This is a genomic window from Kitasatospora sp. NPDC058032, from assembly GCF_042885845.1.
Taxonomy (GTDB): domain Bacteria; phylum Actinomycetota; class Actinomycetes; order Streptomycetales; family Streptomycetaceae; genus Kitasatospora.
Window position 1 is genome coordinate 17,883 of sequence record NZ_JBHVRK010000046.1, and the last position, 16,707, is coordinate 34,589.

The 16,707-nt window shown below is 74.5% G+C and carries 11 protein-coding genes; 8 read left to right on the top strand and 3 right to left on the bottom strand.

Going from position 1 to position 16,707, the window contains the following annotated elements:
- Nucleotides 1-6 precede the first annotated feature (6 nt).
- Complete coding sequence (locus tag ACFVUH_RS36320) at nucleotides 7-1,251, bottom strand: hypothetical protein (RefSeq protein WP_387917841.1); 1,245 nt, start codon at nucleotides 1,249-1,251, stop codon at nucleotides 7-9.
- 273 nt (nucleotides 1,252-1,524) lie between these two features.
- On the opposite strand from ACFVUH_RS36320, the gene ACFVUH_RS36325 reads away from it, so the two are divergent.
- The 8 genes from ACFVUH_RS36325 to ACFVUH_RS36360 all read left to right on the top strand — a co-directional run bounded on the left by ACFVUH_RS36325 (nucleotide 1,525) and on the right by ACFVUH_RS36360 (nucleotide 14,228).
- Nucleotides 1,525-2,292 carry a hypothetical protein gene (locus ACFVUH_RS36325; RefSeq protein WP_387917842.1) on the top strand — a complete coding sequence of 256 codons (768 nt, stop codon included), beginning with the start codon at nucleotides 1,525-1,527 and terminating at the stop codon, nucleotides 2,290-2,292.
- 218 nt (nucleotides 2,293-2,510) lie between these two features.
- On the top strand, nucleotides 2,511-4,157 hold the full coding sequence (locus ACFVUH_RS36330; RefSeq protein ID WP_387917853.1) for an acyclic terpene utilization AtuA family protein: 1,647 nt from the start codon (nucleotides 2,511-2,513) through the stop codon (nucleotides 4,155-4,157).
- On the top strand, nucleotides 4,154-5,752 hold the full coding sequence (locus ACFVUH_RS36335; RefSeq protein ID WP_387917843.1) for an acyl-CoA carboxylase subunit beta: 1,599 nt from the start codon (nucleotides 4,154-4,156) through the stop codon (nucleotides 5,750-5,752). Before ACFVUH_RS36330 ends, ACFVUH_RS36335 begins: the two co-directional genes overlap by 4 nt.
- 11 nt (nucleotides 5,753-5,763) lie before the next feature.
- The gene (locus tag ACFVUH_RS36340) at nucleotides 5,764-7,731 is read left to right on the top strand and encodes an acetyl/propionyl/methylcrotonyl-CoA carboxylase subunit alpha (protein ID WP_387917844.1); all 1,968 of its coding nucleotides are present in this window, start codon (nucleotides 5,764-5,766) and stop codon (nucleotides 7,729-7,731) included.
- Nucleotides 7,732-7,744: 13 nt separating this feature from the next.
- A complete protein-coding gene (locus tag ACFVUH_RS36345; RefSeq protein WP_387917846.1) occupies nucleotides 7,745-8,917 on the top strand; it encodes an acyl-CoA dehydrogenase family protein in 1,173 nt (390 codons plus the stop codon).
- Between the two features lie 353 nt (nucleotides 8,918-9,270).
- Nucleotides 9,271-10,863: a 4-coumarate--CoA ligase family protein gene (locus tag ACFVUH_RS36350; protein WP_387917847.1), complete on the top strand. Its 1,593-nt coding sequence runs from the start codon at nucleotides 9,271-9,273 to the stop codon at nucleotides 10,861-10,863.
- A gap of 130 nt (nucleotides 10,864-10,993) precedes the next feature.
- Nucleotides 10,994-11,617: a TetR/AcrR family transcriptional regulator gene (locus tag ACFVUH_RS36355; RefSeq protein WP_387917849.1), complete on the top strand. Its 624-nt coding sequence runs from the start codon at nucleotides 10,994-10,996 to the stop codon at nucleotides 11,615-11,617.
- 145 nt (nucleotides 11,618-11,762) lie between these two features.
- Entirely contained in the window at nucleotides 11,763-14,228 is a 2,466-nt protein-coding gene (locus tag ACFVUH_RS36360) for a SpoIIE family protein phosphatase (protein ID WP_387917851.1), read from the top strand.
- Nucleotides 14,229-14,350: 122 nt separating this feature from the next.
- Here the strand turns inward: ACFVUH_RS36360 and ACFVUH_RS36365 are convergent, their stop codons facing one another.
- Entirely contained in the window at nucleotides 14,351-15,928 is a 1,578-nt protein-coding gene (locus tag ACFVUH_RS36365; RefSeq protein ID WP_355371696.1) for an MFS transporter, read from the bottom strand.
- 52 nt (nucleotides 15,929-15,980) lie between these two features.
- Nucleotides 15,981-16,535 carry a helix-turn-helix domain-containing protein gene (locus ACFVUH_RS36370; RefSeq protein ID WP_355371699.1) on the bottom strand — a complete coding sequence of 185 codons (555 nt, stop codon included), beginning with the start codon at nucleotides 16,533-16,535 and terminating at the stop codon, nucleotides 15,981-15,983.
- Between the last annotated feature and the right edge of the window lie 172 nt (nucleotides 16,536-16,707).

Below are 16,707 nucleotides of genomic sequence, written 5' to 3' on the forward strand. Positions count from 1 at the left end.
CGACGCCTACTCCTCGCTGGTGTAGTAGACCCGCGGGCCACTGGTGCGGATGGCGGCGAACGGGCTGGGCACACCGGTGGCGACGGTGGGGAGGTCCAGCTCGGCGCCCAGGTCGCGGGAGCGCCACCCGCGCCCGGACCCCCGCAGCTCGATCAGGTGGTGGTCGCATCCGTCCGGGCCTCCGTCCGGGCCGGCGGCACCCAGGTAGAACACCTGGACCGCCGAGCCGTCGCCGTCCGGCACGGCGGCCAGGGAGCTTCCCCCGGCCGCGGCGGGTGCCCCCGCGCCGTCGTCGGCCTCCGTGCCGGCGCGATGGACCTCCCAGCCGCGGCCGTTGAACCCCACCTCGACCACCGTCCGGTCGGCGTCCAGGTAGTAGAGCCGCGGGTGGCCGTCGGGGGAGAGCACGACCGCCGGCGGACTGCCCGCGGCCGCTGCCGGGGCCCCGTACGCGGACAGCCGGAGCACCCGCCACTCCGCGTCGCCCTCGGGGCGCTTCTTCGTGGCCGGGACGACCGTGTGCGCCAACTGGACGGGGCGATTGTCCTCGTCGAGGAAGTACACGAGGCGGGAGTCGGTCCCGCACCCGACGGCGGTGAGCCGGCTGAGCGGAGAGGCCGCCGGGCACCCGTCGACGCCGGAGGTCAGGTCGCGGACCGACCAGCCCGCCTCCCCGAGCCAGGACGCCTCGATCAGCCGTCCCGGAGCGTCCAGGTAGTAGGCGAACTCTCCCCGTTCGGTGGTGACCGCGGCCAGCGGGCTGATCGGTGAACCGTGCGGGGCCCCGGCGCACGTGCTGTAGGTCCACTCCTCTCCCCGTTCCGCCAGCCGGACCGGGTGGCGGCCCTCCTCACCCGGGCCGCTGTCGAGGTAGTAGACCCGCAGCGCCCCGATCCGGCCGGTCACCGCCACCGCGGCGCCCGCGCCGGCGACCGGGGCGCCGGTCTCCCGGGTGAGGACGCGGTACCCGGTCCAGCGGCCGTCCGGCGACGACGGCTCGTACGCCGTGCCGACCAGACTGCGGTCCTGCTCCTGGTAGTAGACGCGTCGCCGGTCGTCGGCCGCACCCGCGGCCGCCAGGCCGCTCCCCGCGACGGGCACCGGACTGACCTGCCGCCACCCGGGCCCGGCACCGGGCTCCGGCGGACCGTCCGGACGCCGCGCGGAGAAGTTGATGTCCGAGTACCCCCACCTCCCGCCCTGTCGCGCCACCTCGATGATGCTGTAGACCCTCTCGGCCTGCCTTCTCACGTCCCCGTCCCTTCCGTTCGCACGGGTGCGGCCGCGGACTCCACGGCCGCAGGTGAGTGCAACTGCCCTCATGTCACGTTCCAGCGTGCGCCCATTCGGCCGGCGCCGCATCCGGAGGGGCCTCGACTGGCTACGCAGAGCCAGGAGTTGACGCTCACATCGATCGCTCCCGCGCCGAGATGCGGACGCCCGCCACCGGTGGGTAGATGGATGGAGGGACCGCCGGCCTCCTCGGCGGGGGAGGGGCGCAGCCGTCGCGAGGTGAGGTGGGCGATGCCTCTTCCACAGATGATCACCGACCGGTACGCGCGACTCCGGGCCTGGTACGCCCAGAACGCCCAGCTCGCCGGCGTGTTGTACGCCGCGCCGGCGGACATGGGGAACGTCAGGCTCCTCTGCTTCGGTCCGGATTCCTCGGTCAACCTGGGCCAGGCGAACTACGCCATCTACGTACCGGCCACGCCCCGCGGCCAACTTCAGGCGCGAACCATCCAGACCTGCATGAACGACTACAACGAGACCTACGGCCCTCCTCCGGAGTACCCGATGCCGGAGTACCTGCTCTACACCGCGGAACCGCCGCAGTACCACCTGCCGGCCATCCTGGTGAGGTGCCCGCCGGACTGGCTGGACAACCTCCAGGACGCCGAGGTCAACTTCCGTTCCGCCATGGTCCCGCTGCACGAGATGGGCCACGCGCTGCTGTCGCTGGTGGCTCCGCAGAACCAGGGCGAGCCCTATGCCTACTGGATCGAGTTGCGGACGATCCTGCGCTTCGTCGGGACCACCGTGCCCAGTGGCGGGAGCTACGCGGCCCCGCTCGTGGGCATCACGACCACGGCCCAGGCCATCGCCAACTTCGTCGTCGGGCGCGCGGACCAGTACGCGATAGCGAAGAGCGCGGCCGAGCGGCAGGTCCGCGCCACGGGGATCCCGGACACCATCGATCAGATCGCGGCCGTCCTGGAGGCCGCCGGCCTACCGGAGTTCAGCGTCACCGCGCTCAGGCAGGAGGCCGAAGGGCTGCGGCAGATGCGGTGACACGGCGCAGCGTCCCTCCCGGCCGGCCGGCGGGCCATAAAACAAGCATGCGTGATTGCTTTTTCTGCCACAGGGTGTCAACCTGCTCACCGACGGCGAACGTTGGGCCACCTGTGGGGGTAGGCGTGCACGTGGGGTCGCGGGTGCGGGCGGTGGGCGGGGGGCCGGTGCTGCGGGTCGGGAACGCGTCGGGGTTCTACGGCGACCGGTTCTCGGCGATGCGCGAGATGCTCACCGGCGGGCCGCTGGACGTGCTCACCGGGGACTACCTGGCCGAGCTGACCATGCTCATCCTGGCGCGGGACCGGCTGAGGGATCCCTCGCTCGGGTACGCCAGGACGTTCCTGCGGCAGCTGGAGGAGTGCCTCGGGCTGGCGCTGGAGCGCGGGGTGCGGATCGTGGTCAACGCGGGCGGGCTCAATCCGGCGCGACTGGCCGACGCCGTGCGGGAGTTGGCGAAGGGCCTCGGGCTGGACGCGGCGGTCGGGTATGTCGAGGGCGACGACCTGCTGCCGCGCCGGGCGGAACTGGGGCTGCCCGAGGGTCTGTTGGCCGCCAACGCCTATCTGGGGGCGTTCGGTGTCGCGGAGTGCCTGCGGGCCGGGGCGGACGTGGTGGTGACCGGGCGGGTCACCGACGCTTCGCTGGTCGTGGGGCCGGGGATCGCGTGGTTCGGCTGGGGCACGGGGGACTTGGACGCGCTCGCGGGCGCCACGGTGGCCGGGCACGTGCTGGAGTGCGGGGCGCAGGCCACCGGCGGGAACTACGCGTTCTTCCGCGAGCACGACGTCACCCGGCCGGGCCTCCCGCTGGCCGAGCTGCACCCGGACGGCTCCAGCGTCATCACCAAGCATCCGGGGACCGGCGGCGCCGTGACCGTCGGCACCGTCACCGCCCAACTCCTCTACGAGACCGCCGGTCCGCGCTACCCCGGGCCGGACGTCACGGCCCGCCTGGACACCGTCCGGCTCACCGGGCAGGGGCCGGACCGGGTGCGGATCGACGGGGTGCGCGGCGAGCCGCCGCCGGCCACCCTCAAGGCCGGACTGAACCGGCTCGGCGGCCACCGCAACGAGGTGGTGTTCGTGCTCACCGGGCTCGACATCGAGGCGAAGGCGGCACTCGTCCGACGGCAGTTCGAGGACGCGCTGGTGCGTCGGCCCGCCGAGCTGCGCTGGACCCTCGCCCGTACCGACCACGCCGACGCCGCCACCGAGGAGGCCGCCTCCGCGCTGCTGCGGCTCACCGCCCGGGACCGCGACCCCGACCGGGTGGGCCGGGAACTCGGCCGGACGGCCGTGGAGTTGGGGCTGGCCGGGTACCCGGGCTTCCACCTCGCCGCGCCACCCGGACCGGGCGCGCCGTACGGGGTGTTCGAGGCGGCGTACGTCGACCCGGCGGCCGTCGAGCACACCGCCGTGCTGCCGGACGGGCGGCGGGTGGGCATCCCGCCCGCGCCGGTCACCACGCCCGTCACCGCGGCGGAGCCGGCACCCGTGGAGGAGCGGGCGGGCGAAGCCGAGGACCTCGGCCCCACCCGCCGCGCCCCGCTCGGCCTGGTGGCCGGCGCCCGCAGCGGCGACAAGGGCGGCGACGCCACCCTCGGCGTCTGGGCCCGCGACGAACCCGGCCGGCGCTGGCTCGCCCGCACCCTCACCACCGACCGGCTGCGCGAACTCCTCCCGGAGACGGCCGGGTTGCCGATCACCCGGCACCAGCTGCCGAACCTCCGCGCGCTCAGCTTCACCATCACCGGCCTGCTCGGCGAGGGCGTCGCCGCCCAGCACCGCTTCGACCCGCAGGCCAAGGCGCTGGGGGAGTGGCTGCGCTCGCGCCACCTCGACATCCCGGAGGCCCTGCTGTGACCGTCCTGCCCACCCGCCTGGACCCCGGCGGCGCCGAGTACACCGCCCACCGGGAGGCGATGCTCGCCCGGCTCGCCGACCTGGACGCCAAGCACGCCAAGGCGCTGGCCGGCGGCGGCCCCGGCTACGTCGAACGCCACCGAGGGCGGGGCAAACTGCTCGCCCGCGAGCGGATCGAGCTGCTGATCGACGAGGACTCGCCGTTCCTGGAGCTCTCCCCGCTCGCCGCCTGGGGCAGCGACCACCCGGTCGGCGCCGCGCTGGTCACCGGCATCGGCACCGTCGAGGGCGTCGAGTGCGTGATCACCGCCAACGACCCGACCGTGCGCGGCGGGGCGTCCAACCCGTGGACCCTGCGCAAGGCACTGCGCGCCAACGGGATCGCCCTGGCCAACCGCCTCCCGCTGGTCAACCTGGTCGAGTCCGGCGGTGCCGACCTGCCCAGCCAGAAGGAGATCTTCATCCCCGGCGGCGCGCTCTTCCGCGACCTCACCCGGCTGTCCGCCGCCGGGATCCCCACCGTCGCCGTGGTGTTCGGCAACTCGACGGCCGGCGGCGCCTACGTGCCCGGCATGTCGGACCACACCGTGATGGTCGCCGAGCGGGCCAAGGTGTTCCTCGGCGGGCCGCCGCTGGTACGGATGGCCACCGGCGAGGAGTCCGACGACGAGTCGCTCGGCGGCGCCGACATGCACGCCAGGGTCTCCGGCCTGGCCGACCACTTCGCGCTCGACGAGCCGGACGCGCTGCGGCTGGCCCGCCGGATCGTCGCCCGGCTCGACCACCGCAAGCCGGGACCGGGCCCCGATCCCGCCGCCGAGCCGCCGAAGTACCCCGAGGAGGAACTGCTCGGCATCGTCCCCGGCGACCTCAAGGTGCCCTTCGACCCGCGCGAGGTGATCGCCCGGATCGTCGACGGCTCCGACTTCGACGAGTTCAAGCCGTGCTACGGCACCAGCCTCGCCACCGGCTGGGCCCGGCTGCACGGCTACCCGGTCGGCGTCCTGGCCAACGCGCAGGGCGTGCTGTTCAGCCAGGAGTCGCAGAAGGCCGCCCAGTTCATCCAGCTCGCCAACCAGCGCTCGACGCCGCTGCTGTTCCTGCACAACACCACCGGCTACATGGTCGGCCGGGACTACGAGCAGGGCGGCATCATCAAGCACGGCGCGATGATGATCAACGCCGTCGCCAACTCCACCGTCCCGCACCTGTCCGTGCTGATGGGCGCTTCCTACGGCGCGGGCCACTACGGCATGTGCGGGCGGGCCTTCGAGCCGCGGTTCCTGTTCGCCTGGCCGAGCGCCAAGTCGGCCGTGATGGGCGCGCAGCAGCTCGCCGGGGTGCTGTCGATCGTCGCCCGGCAGTCCGCGGCGGCCAAGGGGCGCCCGTACGACGAGGAGGCGGACGCCGCCGTACGGGCCGTGGTGGAGCAGCGGATCGAGGCCGAGTCGCTGCCCGCCTTCCTCTCCGGGCGGCTCTACGACGACGGGGTGATCGACCCGCGCGACACCCGCACCGTGCTCGGGCTCTGCCTCTCCGCGATCCACAACGCGCCGGTCGAGGGCGCCACCGGCTACGGCGTCTTCCGGATGTAGGGGAGAACCACATGATCACCAACCTGCTGGTCGCCAACCGGGGCGAGATCGCCCGCCGGATCTTCCGTACCTGCCGCGACCTCGGCATCGCCACCACCGCCGTGTACGCGGACCCGGACGCGGGGGCGCCGCACGTCCGGGAGGCCGACGCCGCCGTCCGGCTGCCCGGCGCGGCGCCCGCCGACACCTATCTGCGGGGAGCGCTGATCGTCGAGGCCGCGCTCACCGCCGGCGCCGACGCCGTGCACCCGGGTTACGGCTTCCTCTCCGAGGACGCCGGTTTCGCGCGGGCCGTGCGGGCGGCCGGGCTGGTCTGGGTCGGCCCGGAACCGGCGGCGATCGAGGCGATGGGCTCCAAGACCGCCGCCAAACGCCTGATGGCCGCCGCCGGGGTGCCCGTGCTCGACGCGCTGGACGCGCCCACCGAGGCCGACCTGCCGCTGCTGGTCAAGGCGGCGGCCGGCGGCGGCGGGCGCGGCATGCGCGTGGTGCGCGCCCTCGCCGACCTGCCGGCCGAACTCGCCGCCGCCCGCGCCGAGGCCGCCATGGCCTTCGGCTCGGACGAGGTGTTCTGCGAGCGCTACCTGCCCGCCGGCCGGCACGTCGAGGTGCAGCTGCTGGCGGACGCGCACGGCACGGTCTGGGCGGTCGGGGACCGGGACTGCTCGCTCCAGCGGCGCCACCAGAAGGTCGTCGAGGAGGCCCCCGCACCCGGGCTCGACCCGGCGGTGCGCGCCGCCCTGCACGAGGCCGCGGTGACCGCCGCCAAGGCGATCGGCTACACCGGCGCCGGGACGGCCGAGTTCCTGCTCGGACCGGACGGCCGCTGCTGGTTCCTGGAGATGAACACCCGGCTGCAGGTCGAGCACCCGGTCACCGAGGCGGTCACCGGCCTCGACCTGGTCGCCCTGCAGCTCGCGGTGGCCGAGGGCGGCACCCTGCCGGGTCCGACCGCCCCGCCGATCACCGGCCACGCGATCGAGGCCCGGCTCTACGCCGAGGACCCGGCGCACGACTGGCGGCCCGCCACCGGTACCCTGCACCGCCTCGAACTCACCGTCCCGCACGAGGAGTTCACCGGCCGAGGGGTCCGGCTGGACTCCGGCGTCGGGGACGGCTGCGCGATCACCCCGCACTACGACGCGATGCTCGCCAAGGTGATCGCCTGGGCACCGACCCGGCCAGCCGCCGCCCGGCGGCTGGCGGACGCGCTCGCCCGGGTCCGGATCCACGGGCCCGCGACCAACCGGGCGTCGCTGGTCCGTGCCCTGCGCCACCCGGCGTTCCTGGCCGGACGGCTGCACACCGGCTTCCTGACCGAGCACGCCGACGCCCTGACCGCCCCGCCCGACCCGCACGGCGAGCGGCTCGCCGCCCTGGCCGCCGCGCTCGCCGACGCCGCCGCCCGTCGCACCGCGCTGCCCTCCGGCTGGCGCAACCTGCCCTCCCAGCCGCAGCTCAAGCGCTACCGGACCGAGGACGGCACCGAGCGGGAGGTCCGCTACCGGCTCACCCGCGCCGGGCTGCGGGCCGAGGGCCACCCGGACGTCGAACTGCTCGACGCCGCGCCCGACCTGGTCGTGCTGCGCGAGGGCGGGGTGCGGCGCGCCTACCGGGTCGCCCGCTACGGGGACCGGGTGCACATCGACACCCCCGCCGGCGCCACCGCGCTCACCGCCCTGCCGCGCTTCGCGGACGCCCCGGTGCGCACCGACCCCGGTGCGCTGCTCGCCCCGATGCCCGGCACCGTGGTGCGCACCACCGCCGCCGTCGGCGACGCCGTCACCGCCGGCCAACCGCTGCTCGTGCTGGAGGCGATGAAGATGGAGCACCGGATCACCGCCCCCGCCGACGGGATCCTGGTCGAACTGCGCGCCGCCCCGGGCCGGCAGGTCGAGACCGGCACCCTGCTCGCCGTCGTGAAGCCCCCGGCGCCGTCGCCCCTGCAGCCGCTCGCACCGTCCCCCGAAGAGGTCTGAGGAAGGACCGCGCATGTCCGCCATCGGCAGCCAGCTCCTCGAAACCCCCGAACGCCGCGCCCTGCGTCGCGCCGTCGCCGCCCTCGGCGCCCGCTACGGTTCCGCCTACCACCTCGCCCGGGCCCGGGCCCACGAACCCGCCGAGGAACTCTGGTCCGAGGCCGGCAAGGCCGGCTACCTCGGCGTCAACCTCCCCGCCGAGTACGGCGGGGGCGGCGGCGGGATCGGCGACCTCGCGATCGTCCTGGAGGAACTCGGCACCGCCGGCTGCCCGTTGCTGCTGCTGATCGTCTCCCCGGCGATCTGCGGGACCGTGATCGCCCGCTACGGCACCGAGGAGCAGAAGCGCCACTGGCTGCCCGGCCTCGCCGACGGCAGCCGCCGGATGGCCTTCGGCATCACCGAACCGGACGCCGGCTCCAACTCCCACCGGATCTCCACCGTCGCCCGGCGCGACGGCGCGGACTGGCTGCTGACCGGCCGCAAGGTGTTCGTCTCCGGCATCGACCACTGCGACGCCGTGCTGTTCGTCGCCCGCACCGAGGACGCCCGCACCGGGCGGCTGAAGCCCGCGCTGTTTGTCGTCCCGCGCGACGCGCCCGGCTTCGAGTACCGCCCCATTCCGATGGAACTCGTCGCCCCCGAACGGCAGTTCCAGGTCTTCCTGGACGACGTCCGGCTGCCCGCCGACGCACTGGTCGGCGACGAGGACGCCGGACTGCTCCAGCTGTTCGCCGGCCTCAACCCCGAGCGGATCATGACCGCCGCGTTCTCCCTGGGCCTCGCCCGCCAGGCGCTCGGCAAGGCCGTCGAGTACGCCCGCACCCGCAGCGTCTGGTCCACCCCGATCGGCGCCCACCAGGGCCTCGCGCACCCGCTCGCCCAGTGCGCGGTGGAGATCGAACTGGCCCGGCTGATGACCCAGAAGGCCGCCCTGCTCTACGACGCGGGCGAGGACGCCGCCGCCGGGGAGGCCGCCAACATGGCCAAGTACGCGGCCGGTGAGGCCGCCGCCCGCACCGTCGACCAGGCCGTGCAGACGCTCGGCGGCAACGGCCTCACCCAGGAGTACGGGCTCGCCGCGCTGCTCACCGCCACCCGGGTCGGGCGGGTCGCCCCGGTCAGCCGCGAGATGGTCCTCAACTACGTCGCCCAGCACACCCTCGGCCTGCCGAAGTCCTACTGAGGTCCTACTGAGGTCCTACTGAGGTCCGGCTGAAGTCCCGCCGAGGTCCCGCCTGTGTCCCGCCGACGTCCCGCCGACGTCCACCGACGGCGCGGAGTCTCGAACGGATCGTCGCATCATCGTTCTGACATCTGACCGAACCCCCCGCACGGGAACCCCCTCGACCCGCCCCCACCTCGGAATTCGCCATACCGCGCCACCCCCGCGCCCCGCGCGCTCCGCCAAACGTCCGTCACTGGGGCGCACCGGGCGCCCACTGTCCGTATGCTCCTGTCCGCACGCCGCACGGCCGGTCGCAACGACCTCCAGCCGGCCGTCCCGCCCCGCGCCAACAACCGCACAGGAGGCACGCCTTGGTGTTCCACAGCGAGTTCCCGGACGTCGGCATCGTCGACCTCGCCCTGCACGACGCCGTCCTCGGCGAGGCCGAGCGGCACGGCGACCGGCCCGCCCTCATCGACGGGATCACCGGCGAGACCGTCAGCTACGCACAACTCGCCCACGCCGTCCGGCGGGTGGCCGCCGGACTCGCCGAGGCGGGCGTCCGCCAGGGCGACGTGGTGGCCCTGTTCAGCCCCAACAGCATCCGCTACCCGATGGCGTTCTTCGGTGCCACCCGGGCCGGTGCCACCGTCACTCCGGTCTCCTCGCTCACCACCCACGGCGAACTCGCCGTCCAGCTCGCCGACAGCGGCGCCCGCTGGCTGATCACCGTCTCGCCGTTCCTGCCCACCGCCCGCGCCGCCGCCGAGCGGATCGCCGCCGAGGGCCGCCCGCTCGCCGGAATCGTCGTCCTGGACGGCGCCGAGGGCCACCTGTCCCTCGCCGACCTGCTCGCCGCCACCGGCCCCGAGCCCGAACTCGCCCTCGACCCGGCCGAGTCCATCGCCGTCCTGCCCTACTCCAGCGGCACCACCGGTCTGCCCAAGGGCGTGATGCTCACCCACCGCTCGATCGCCACCAACCTCGCCCAGACCGACGCCGTCTTCCGCCCCAAGCCCGGCGAGCGCGTCCTCGCGGTCCTGCCCTTCTTCCACATCTACGGTCTCGCCGCCCTGCTCCACCAGCCGCTGCGCTGCGGTGCCACCGTCGTCGTCCTGCCCCGCTTCGACCTGGAGCAGTTCTGCCGCACCGTCCAGGACCACCGCGTGCAGTCCGTGCTCGCCGCCCCGCCGATCGTGCTCGCCCTGGCCAAGCACCCGGTCGTCGAGCAGTACGACCTCTCCTCCGTGGAGTACCTGCTGTGCGCCGCCGCCCCGCTGGACGGCGAACTCGCCGAGGCCTGCGCCCGCCGGCTCGGCCTGTCGCACATCCTCCAGGGCTACGGCATGACCGAGCTCTCCCCGGTCTGCCACGTGATGGACCCGACCGACCCGGACCCCTCCCCGGGCTCGGTCGGCCGGATGGTGCCCTCCACCGAACTGCGGGTCACCGCCCTCGACGGCACCGGCGCCGACCTCGGCACCGGCGAACGCGGCGAGCTGCTGATCCGCGGCCCGCAGGTGATGAAGGGCTACTTCGGCCGCCCCTCCGACACCGCCGCCACCGTCGACGACGACGGCTGGCTGCACACCGGCGACATCGGCTTCGTCGACGAGCGCGGCTACCTCTACATCGTCGACCGGGTCAAGGAGCTGATCAAGTACAAGGGCTACCAGGTCGCCCCCGCCGAACTGGAGGCGCTGCTGCTCAGCCACCCGCAGATCGCCGACGCCGCCGTGATCGGGGTGCGCGACGCCGAGGGCACCGAGAGCCCCAAGGCCTTCGTGGTCCGCGCCCCCGGCAGCGCCCTCACCGAACAGGAGGTCACCGCCTTCGTGGCCGGCCAGGTCGCGCCGTACAAGAAGGTGCGGGCGGTGGAGTTCCTGGACGCCGTCCCGAAGTCCGCGGCCGGCAAGATCCTGCGCCGCGAGCTGCGCGAGCGCGAGGCGGCCGCCGCCCGCTGAACCGGCCGCCCGGCGACTCCCGGTGCGGCCGTCCCACCGGCCGCACCGCCCCTCACCAGCGTCCGCGGGGCCACCGTCTGCGAGGATCGACCGGCCGACACCGCCGCACGGACAGGAACCGCCGCCGCCGATGACCACCCACCCGGGCGCCTCCCGCACCCCCCGGCAGGACCGCAGCCGCGCCACCCGCGCCCGGCTGCTCGCCGCGGCGGTCGACTGCCTCGCCGAGCTCGGCTGGAACGGCTCCACCGTCGCCGTCGTCGCCGAACGCGCCGGCGTCTCCCGGGGCGCGGCCCAGCACCACTTCCCGACCCGCGAGGACCTCTTCACCGCGGCCGTCGAACACGTCACCGCCGAACGGCTGGCCGCCGTCCGGGCCCACGCCGACGCACTGCCCGCCGCCGGGCCGGCCCGCACCGAGGCGGTCGTCGACATGATCGTCCGCCTCTACACCGGCCCGCTGTTCCGCGCCGCCCTCCACCTGTGGGTCGCCGCCGCCACCGAGGAACCGCTGCGCGAGCGGATCGTCGGCCTGGAGGGCCACGTCGGCCGCGAGGCCCACCGCGCCGCCGTCGAGTTCCTCGGCGCCGACGAGACGCACCCCGGCGTGCGCGAAACCGTGCAGGCCACCCTCGACATGGCCCGCGGCCTCGGCCTCGCCAATCTGCTCACCGACGACAGCGCCCGACGATCCGGAGTGATCCGGCAGTGGGCGGGCCTTCTGGAGAGTACGCTGCGGCCGGTAGGCCCATGACGCCCGTACACCTGGACGACCCGCGCCCCTCACCAAGGGGTCGCCGGGCGGCCGATGTCCGTGCAGTCTGGAGAAGAACCCCGGCCGCACGGACCCACGAGGCCCGTCCGGCCGGGCACGAGCCGAACCGGGGTACAGCCTGATCATGCGGAGAGACGAGTGGGACGCCACCAACGCCACCGGCCCCGGAGCCGGCGCCACGCCCGCACGCCTGGACGGCCATCGCCTCCTTCCGCTCGCCACCGCCCTGCTCCAGGACGACGGCCTCATCCTGCACTGGAGTGAGGACGCCGAGGCCCTGCTCGGCTGGACCGCCGACGAGGCGGTCGGCAGCCACGCCGCCCGGCTGCTCACCGAGGACGACAGCCGCCCCGAGGTCCTCGAACTCTTCGCGCGCATCCTCGGCGGCAAGGGCTGGTCCGGCATCTACCCGCTGCGCCACCGCGACGGCCACACCGTCGAGCTGGAGTTCCGCACCTACCCGATCGCCGGCCCCGGCGGCACCCTGCTGGTGCTCGCCACCGCCTCCGACACCGCCGCCCTGCACCGGGTCGAGGCCGACCTCGCCGTCCTCGACGGCATCTTCGGGCAGTCCCCGATCGGCATGGCCGTCTACGACACCGAGCTGCGCTACGTCCGGCTCAACGAGTCCCTGGCCCGGATGAACGGCCTGCCCGTCGCCGACCACCTCGGACGGCGGATCAGCAGCATCCTGCCCGGCATCAACAGCACCGAGATAGAACAGCTCATGAAGCAGGTGCTGGCCACCGGCCGGCCCGTGGTCGACGCCCGCTCGCACGGCCGCGTCCCCGGCGACCCGCGCCGCGACCGCGCCTGGTCCGCCTCCTACTTCCGGCTGGAGGACTCCGCCGGCCGGGTCTTCGGCGTCTGCTCCTCGATCATCGACGTCACCGAGCGCTTCCAGGCCGAGGCCCGCGCCGCCCGCGCCCAGGAACGCCTCGCCACCATCGCCGAGGCCACCGCCCGGATCGGTACCACCCTCGACCTCCAGCGCACCGCCGAGGAGCTCATCGAGGCCGTCGTGCCCCGGTTCGCCGACTTCGCCACCGTCGACCTGCTGGAGACGGTGCTGCGCGGCGCCGAACCCACCCCCATCCCGGAGGACCGCCCCGTCCAGCTGCGCGCCCTCGCCGTCGGAGAGGCCTACGAGAGCGGGCTCGTGCACGCCGTCGACGTCGTCGGCGAGGTCTCCGAGTACGCCCCCGAACGCAGCTACAACCAGTGCCTGCGCAGCGGCCGCCCGCTGCTGCGCGCCCACGTCGACGCCGAGGTGCTGCGCGGACTGGTCGCCAGCCCGGACCGGGTCGCCCCCGGCCTCGCCGCCGGCATCCACTCCTACCTGATGCTGCCGGTCACCGCCCGGGGCATGGTGCTCGGCGGCGCCGAGTTCATCCGCATGCGCAACCCCGAGCCGTTCACCTCCGCCGACGTCGCCCTCGCCGAGGAACTCGTCGCCCGCACCGCCCTCGCCATCGACAACGCCCGCCTCTACCGCCGCGAGCGGGAGACCGCGCTCACCCTCCAGCGCAGCCTGCTTCCCCAGGAGATCCACCGCACCCTCGGCCTGGAGATCGCCTACCGCTACCTGCCCTCCAGCGTCACCAGCGAGGTCGGCGGCGACTGGTTCGACGTCGTCCCGCTCTCCTGCGGCAGGGTCGCGCTGGTCGTCGGCGACGTCATGGGCCACGGCATCCGGGCCGCCGCCACCATGGGCCAGCTGCGCACCGTCGCCCGCACCCTGGCCACCCTCGACATGCCGCCCGAGCAGGTGCTCACCCGGCTGGACGAAACCGCCTCGGGCATCGGCGAGGGCCAGTTCGCGACCTGTATCTGCGCCGTCTACGACCCGCTGGAGCGCACCCTCCAGGTCGCCTCGGCCGGCCACCTGCCGCCCGTCTGGGTCGCCCCGGACGGCACGCCCCGCCGGGTCGAGATGCCGCCCGGCGTGCCGCTCGGCGTCGGCGGGGTGGCCTTCGAGTCGATCGAGTTCGCGCTCCCCGAGGGCGGCATGGTCACCCTCTACACCGACGGCCTGGTCGAACGGCGCGGGCAGGACCTCGACGACGGCATCGACCTGCTCGCCCGCACCCTGTCCGGCTCCGGCCGGACCCTGGAGGAGAACTGCGACGCCGTGCTCGGCGCGCTGGTCAGCGGCGGCAGCGACGACGACATCGCGATGATCATGGCCCGGGTACTGCCGCTGCCCGCCGACCGGGTCGCCACCCTCCCGCTCACCGGCGGCGGCCGGCTGCCCGGCCAGGCCCGCCGCTTCACCCGTGCCACGCTCGACGTCTGGGGCCTGAGCGCGCTCTGCGACTACGCCGAGCTGCTGGTCAGCGAGCTGGTCACGAACGCCCTGCTGCACGCCGACGCCCCGCGCCGGCTGCGGCTCTTCCGTGACCGGGTGCTCACCGTGGAGGTCGCCGACACCGGCGGCCAGACGCCCCAGCTGCGCCCCTTCGCCGAGCAGGACGAGGGCGGCCGGGGCATGTTCCTGGTCAACGAGCTCGCCCAGCGCTGGGGCAGCCGGCTGACCCGGGACGGCAAGGTGGTCTGGGCGGAGCTGGAACTGCCCTTCGGCACCGTCTGAGCAGCCCGTCCGAGCCGCCTGTCCGGGCTGCCCGTCCGAGCCGCCCGTCCGGGCTGCCCGGGACTTCGCCGGACATGACGGTTCCCCGTACCCCCGGTGGGGGTACGGGGAACCGTCATGGCTCAGGCGCTCGCCTTCTCCGGCGTCTGCTCCCGCACCGTCGCCGTCTCCTGCGACGGCTCCGCCGCCGATCCGCCGCTCAGCCCCCGCAGCAGCCGCCAGGCGAGGACCGCCGCGCCCAGCAGCATCACGCCCGCCACGATCCCGGCCGTGTTCAGGCCGTGCACGAAAGACTCCTTGGCGCTCGCCAGCAGCGGCCCGGCCAGGGTGTCCGGCAGCCCGTGTGCGGCCTCCACCGCGCCGCCCAGCGATGCCCCGGCCTGTGCGGCCGCCGCCGGGTCGGTCCCGGCCGGGACGACCAGCCGGTCCACGTACAGCGTGCCGACCAGCGAGCCGACCAGGGCGATGCCGAGCGCGGTGCCCAGCTCGTAGGCGGTCTCGGAGACCGCCGAGGCGGCGCCCGCCTTGTCGGCGGGGGCGGCGCCGAGCACCAGGTCCGCGCCGAGCGTGTAGACCACGCCCTCGGCCGTGCCGACCAGCAGGAAGGAGACGGCCATCACCAGGTAGGTGGTGTCCTGCTGGACCCAGCCGAGTATGCCGATCCCGGCACCCATCACCAGCAGACCGAGGGTGAGCGCCGCCCGGGCCCCGGTGCGGCGCACCAGCCAGGCGGTCAGCAGACCGCCGGCCATCGCGCCGGCGAAGGCGGGCAGTTCGGCCAGCCCCGCCTTCAGCGGCGGGTAGCCGCGGACCAGCTGGAGGTACTGGGAGGTCACGAAGACCACGCCGGAGAGCCCGACCAGGGCGATCAGCGAGGCCAGCACGGCGGCCGTGAAGCGCCGGTTGCGGAAGAGCCGGACGTCGAGCAGCGGGGTCTCCAGCCGCAGCTGGCGGCGGACGAAGACGATCAGCGCCAGCGCGCCCAGCAGGCCCGCGACCGGCACGTCCCAGCGGGCGACACCGTGCGCCGCGGCCTCCTTGATCGCGTAGACCACGCCGATCACCCCGGCCAGCGACAGCAGCACGCTCAGCACGTCCCAGCGGCCCGGCTTCGGGTCCTTGGACTCCGGCAGCAGCCAGGCGCCGAAGACCAGCAGCAGCGCCAGCACCGGGATGTTCAGCAGGAACACCGAGCCCCACCAGAAGTGCTCCAGCAGCACGCCGCCGACCACCGGACCGAGCGCGGCACCGGCGGAGGCGGCGGCGCCCCAGATGCCGATCGCGGTGGCCCGCTCGCGGTCGTCCGGGAAGAGCGTGCGGATCAGCGAGAGGGTGGACGGCATGATGGTCGCCCCGGCCACGCCGAGCAGCACCCGGGCCAGGATCAGCCAGCCGGCGCTGGGCGCGTACGCGGCGAGCAGCGAGGCGGCGCCGAACGCGGTGGCACCGGCCAGCAGCAGCCGCTTGCGGCCGATCCGGTCGCTGAGCGAGCCCATCGAGACCAGCAGGCCGGCCAGGACGAAGGAGTAGGCGTCGCCGATCCAGAGCAGCTGGGTGCCGCTGGGGCGCAGGGTCTCGCTGATCGAGGGGATGGCCAGGGACAGGACGGTCGCGTCGACGGCGACCAGGGTGACGGCCAGGACGAGGACGGCGAGGCCGGTCCAGCGCTGGCGGGGCCGGAGGTGGACGGTGCTGCTCATGGGTATCGGTATCCGGTTTCCGGGCCGAGGTGCGGTGGACGGGGGTGGGGGATCAGTGCGGTCGCGGGGTGCGCAGGGCGCCGCCGAGGAAGAGCTCGGCCAGCGAGGAGGTGGCGTCGCGCGGGGCCAGCCGGCCGTCCTGGACGGCCCAGCCGATCCCGGCGAGCAGGTCGAAGAAGGCCTCGCTGAGCCAGGCCGCGGAGAGCTCGATGCGGAACACCCCCTGCTGCTGTCCGCGCAGGAAGAGCGCGTGCAGCCGGGCCATCTGGGCCTCCCAGAGCTCGTTGACCGCCTCGTCGTCGTAGAGCTGGCTCTCGCCGGTCAGGTAGGCGCAGAGCATGGCGTCCGGGACGACCGCCTCGGTGAGCCGGCGCAGCGCGTCGTGCGCGTCGCCCTCCTCGACGGCGGCGGTGTCGAACGCCGCGGCGAGGCGCTGCAGCGCGAGCATGCCGACCTCGCGGATCAGCGCCTCCCGCCCCGGGAAGAGCCGGTGCAGGGTGGCGCGGCTGATGCCCGCGGCGCGGGCGATCTCGTCGAGGTGGGCGGTCGGGCGGCGGGAGAGCACGCCGACGGCGGCTTCGAGCACGGAGTCACGGTCGGTGGCCATGGAACGAGTGTACGTCACATGAGACGTGGGTGTCTCAGAATTGATTCCGGCGTCTCGTTCGAGGCGTGAACGTACCGGGGCCGGACGACAGAGAACCGGGGGGGGCGCACCCCCCCCCCCGGGGGGTGTGGGGGGGGCCCGGCCCGCCCCGGAGCGCGGGGGGGTTTTAACC

Excerpts from the sequence above, each read along its gene's own strand:
- ACFVUH_RS36360 (WP_387917851.1), top strand. The coding sequence starts at position 11,763 with ATGCGGAGAGACGAGTGGGACGCCACCAACGCCACCGGCCCCGGAGCC.
- ACFVUH_RS36330 (WP_387917853.1), top strand. The coding sequence starts at position 2,511 with ATGCGCGAGATGCTCACCGGCGGGCCGCTGGACGTGCTCACCGGGGAC.
- ACFVUH_RS36370 (WP_355371699.1), bottom strand. The coding sequence starts at position 16,535 with ATGGCCACCGACCGTGACTCCGTGCTCGAAGCCGCCGTCGGCGTGCTC.
- ACFVUH_RS36365 (WP_355371696.1), bottom strand. The coding sequence starts at position 15,928 with ATGAGCAGCACCGTCCACCTCCGGCCCCGCCAGCGCTGGACCGGCCTC.
- ACFVUH_RS36355 (WP_387917849.1), top strand. The coding sequence starts at position 10,994 with ATGACCACCCACCCGGGCGCCTCCCGCACCCCCCGGCAGGACCGCAGC.
- ACFVUH_RS36340 (WP_387917844.1), top strand. The coding sequence starts at position 5,764 with ATGATCACCAACCTGCTGGTCGCCAACCGGGGCGAGATCGCCCGCCGG.
- ACFVUH_RS36345 (WP_387917846.1), top strand. The coding sequence starts at position 7,745 with ATGTCCGCCATCGGCAGCCAGCTCCTCGAAACCCCCGAACGCCGCGCC.
- ACFVUH_RS36325 (WP_387917842.1), top strand. The coding sequence starts at position 1,525 with ATGCCTCTTCCACAGATGATCACCGACCGGTACGCGCGACTCCGGGCC.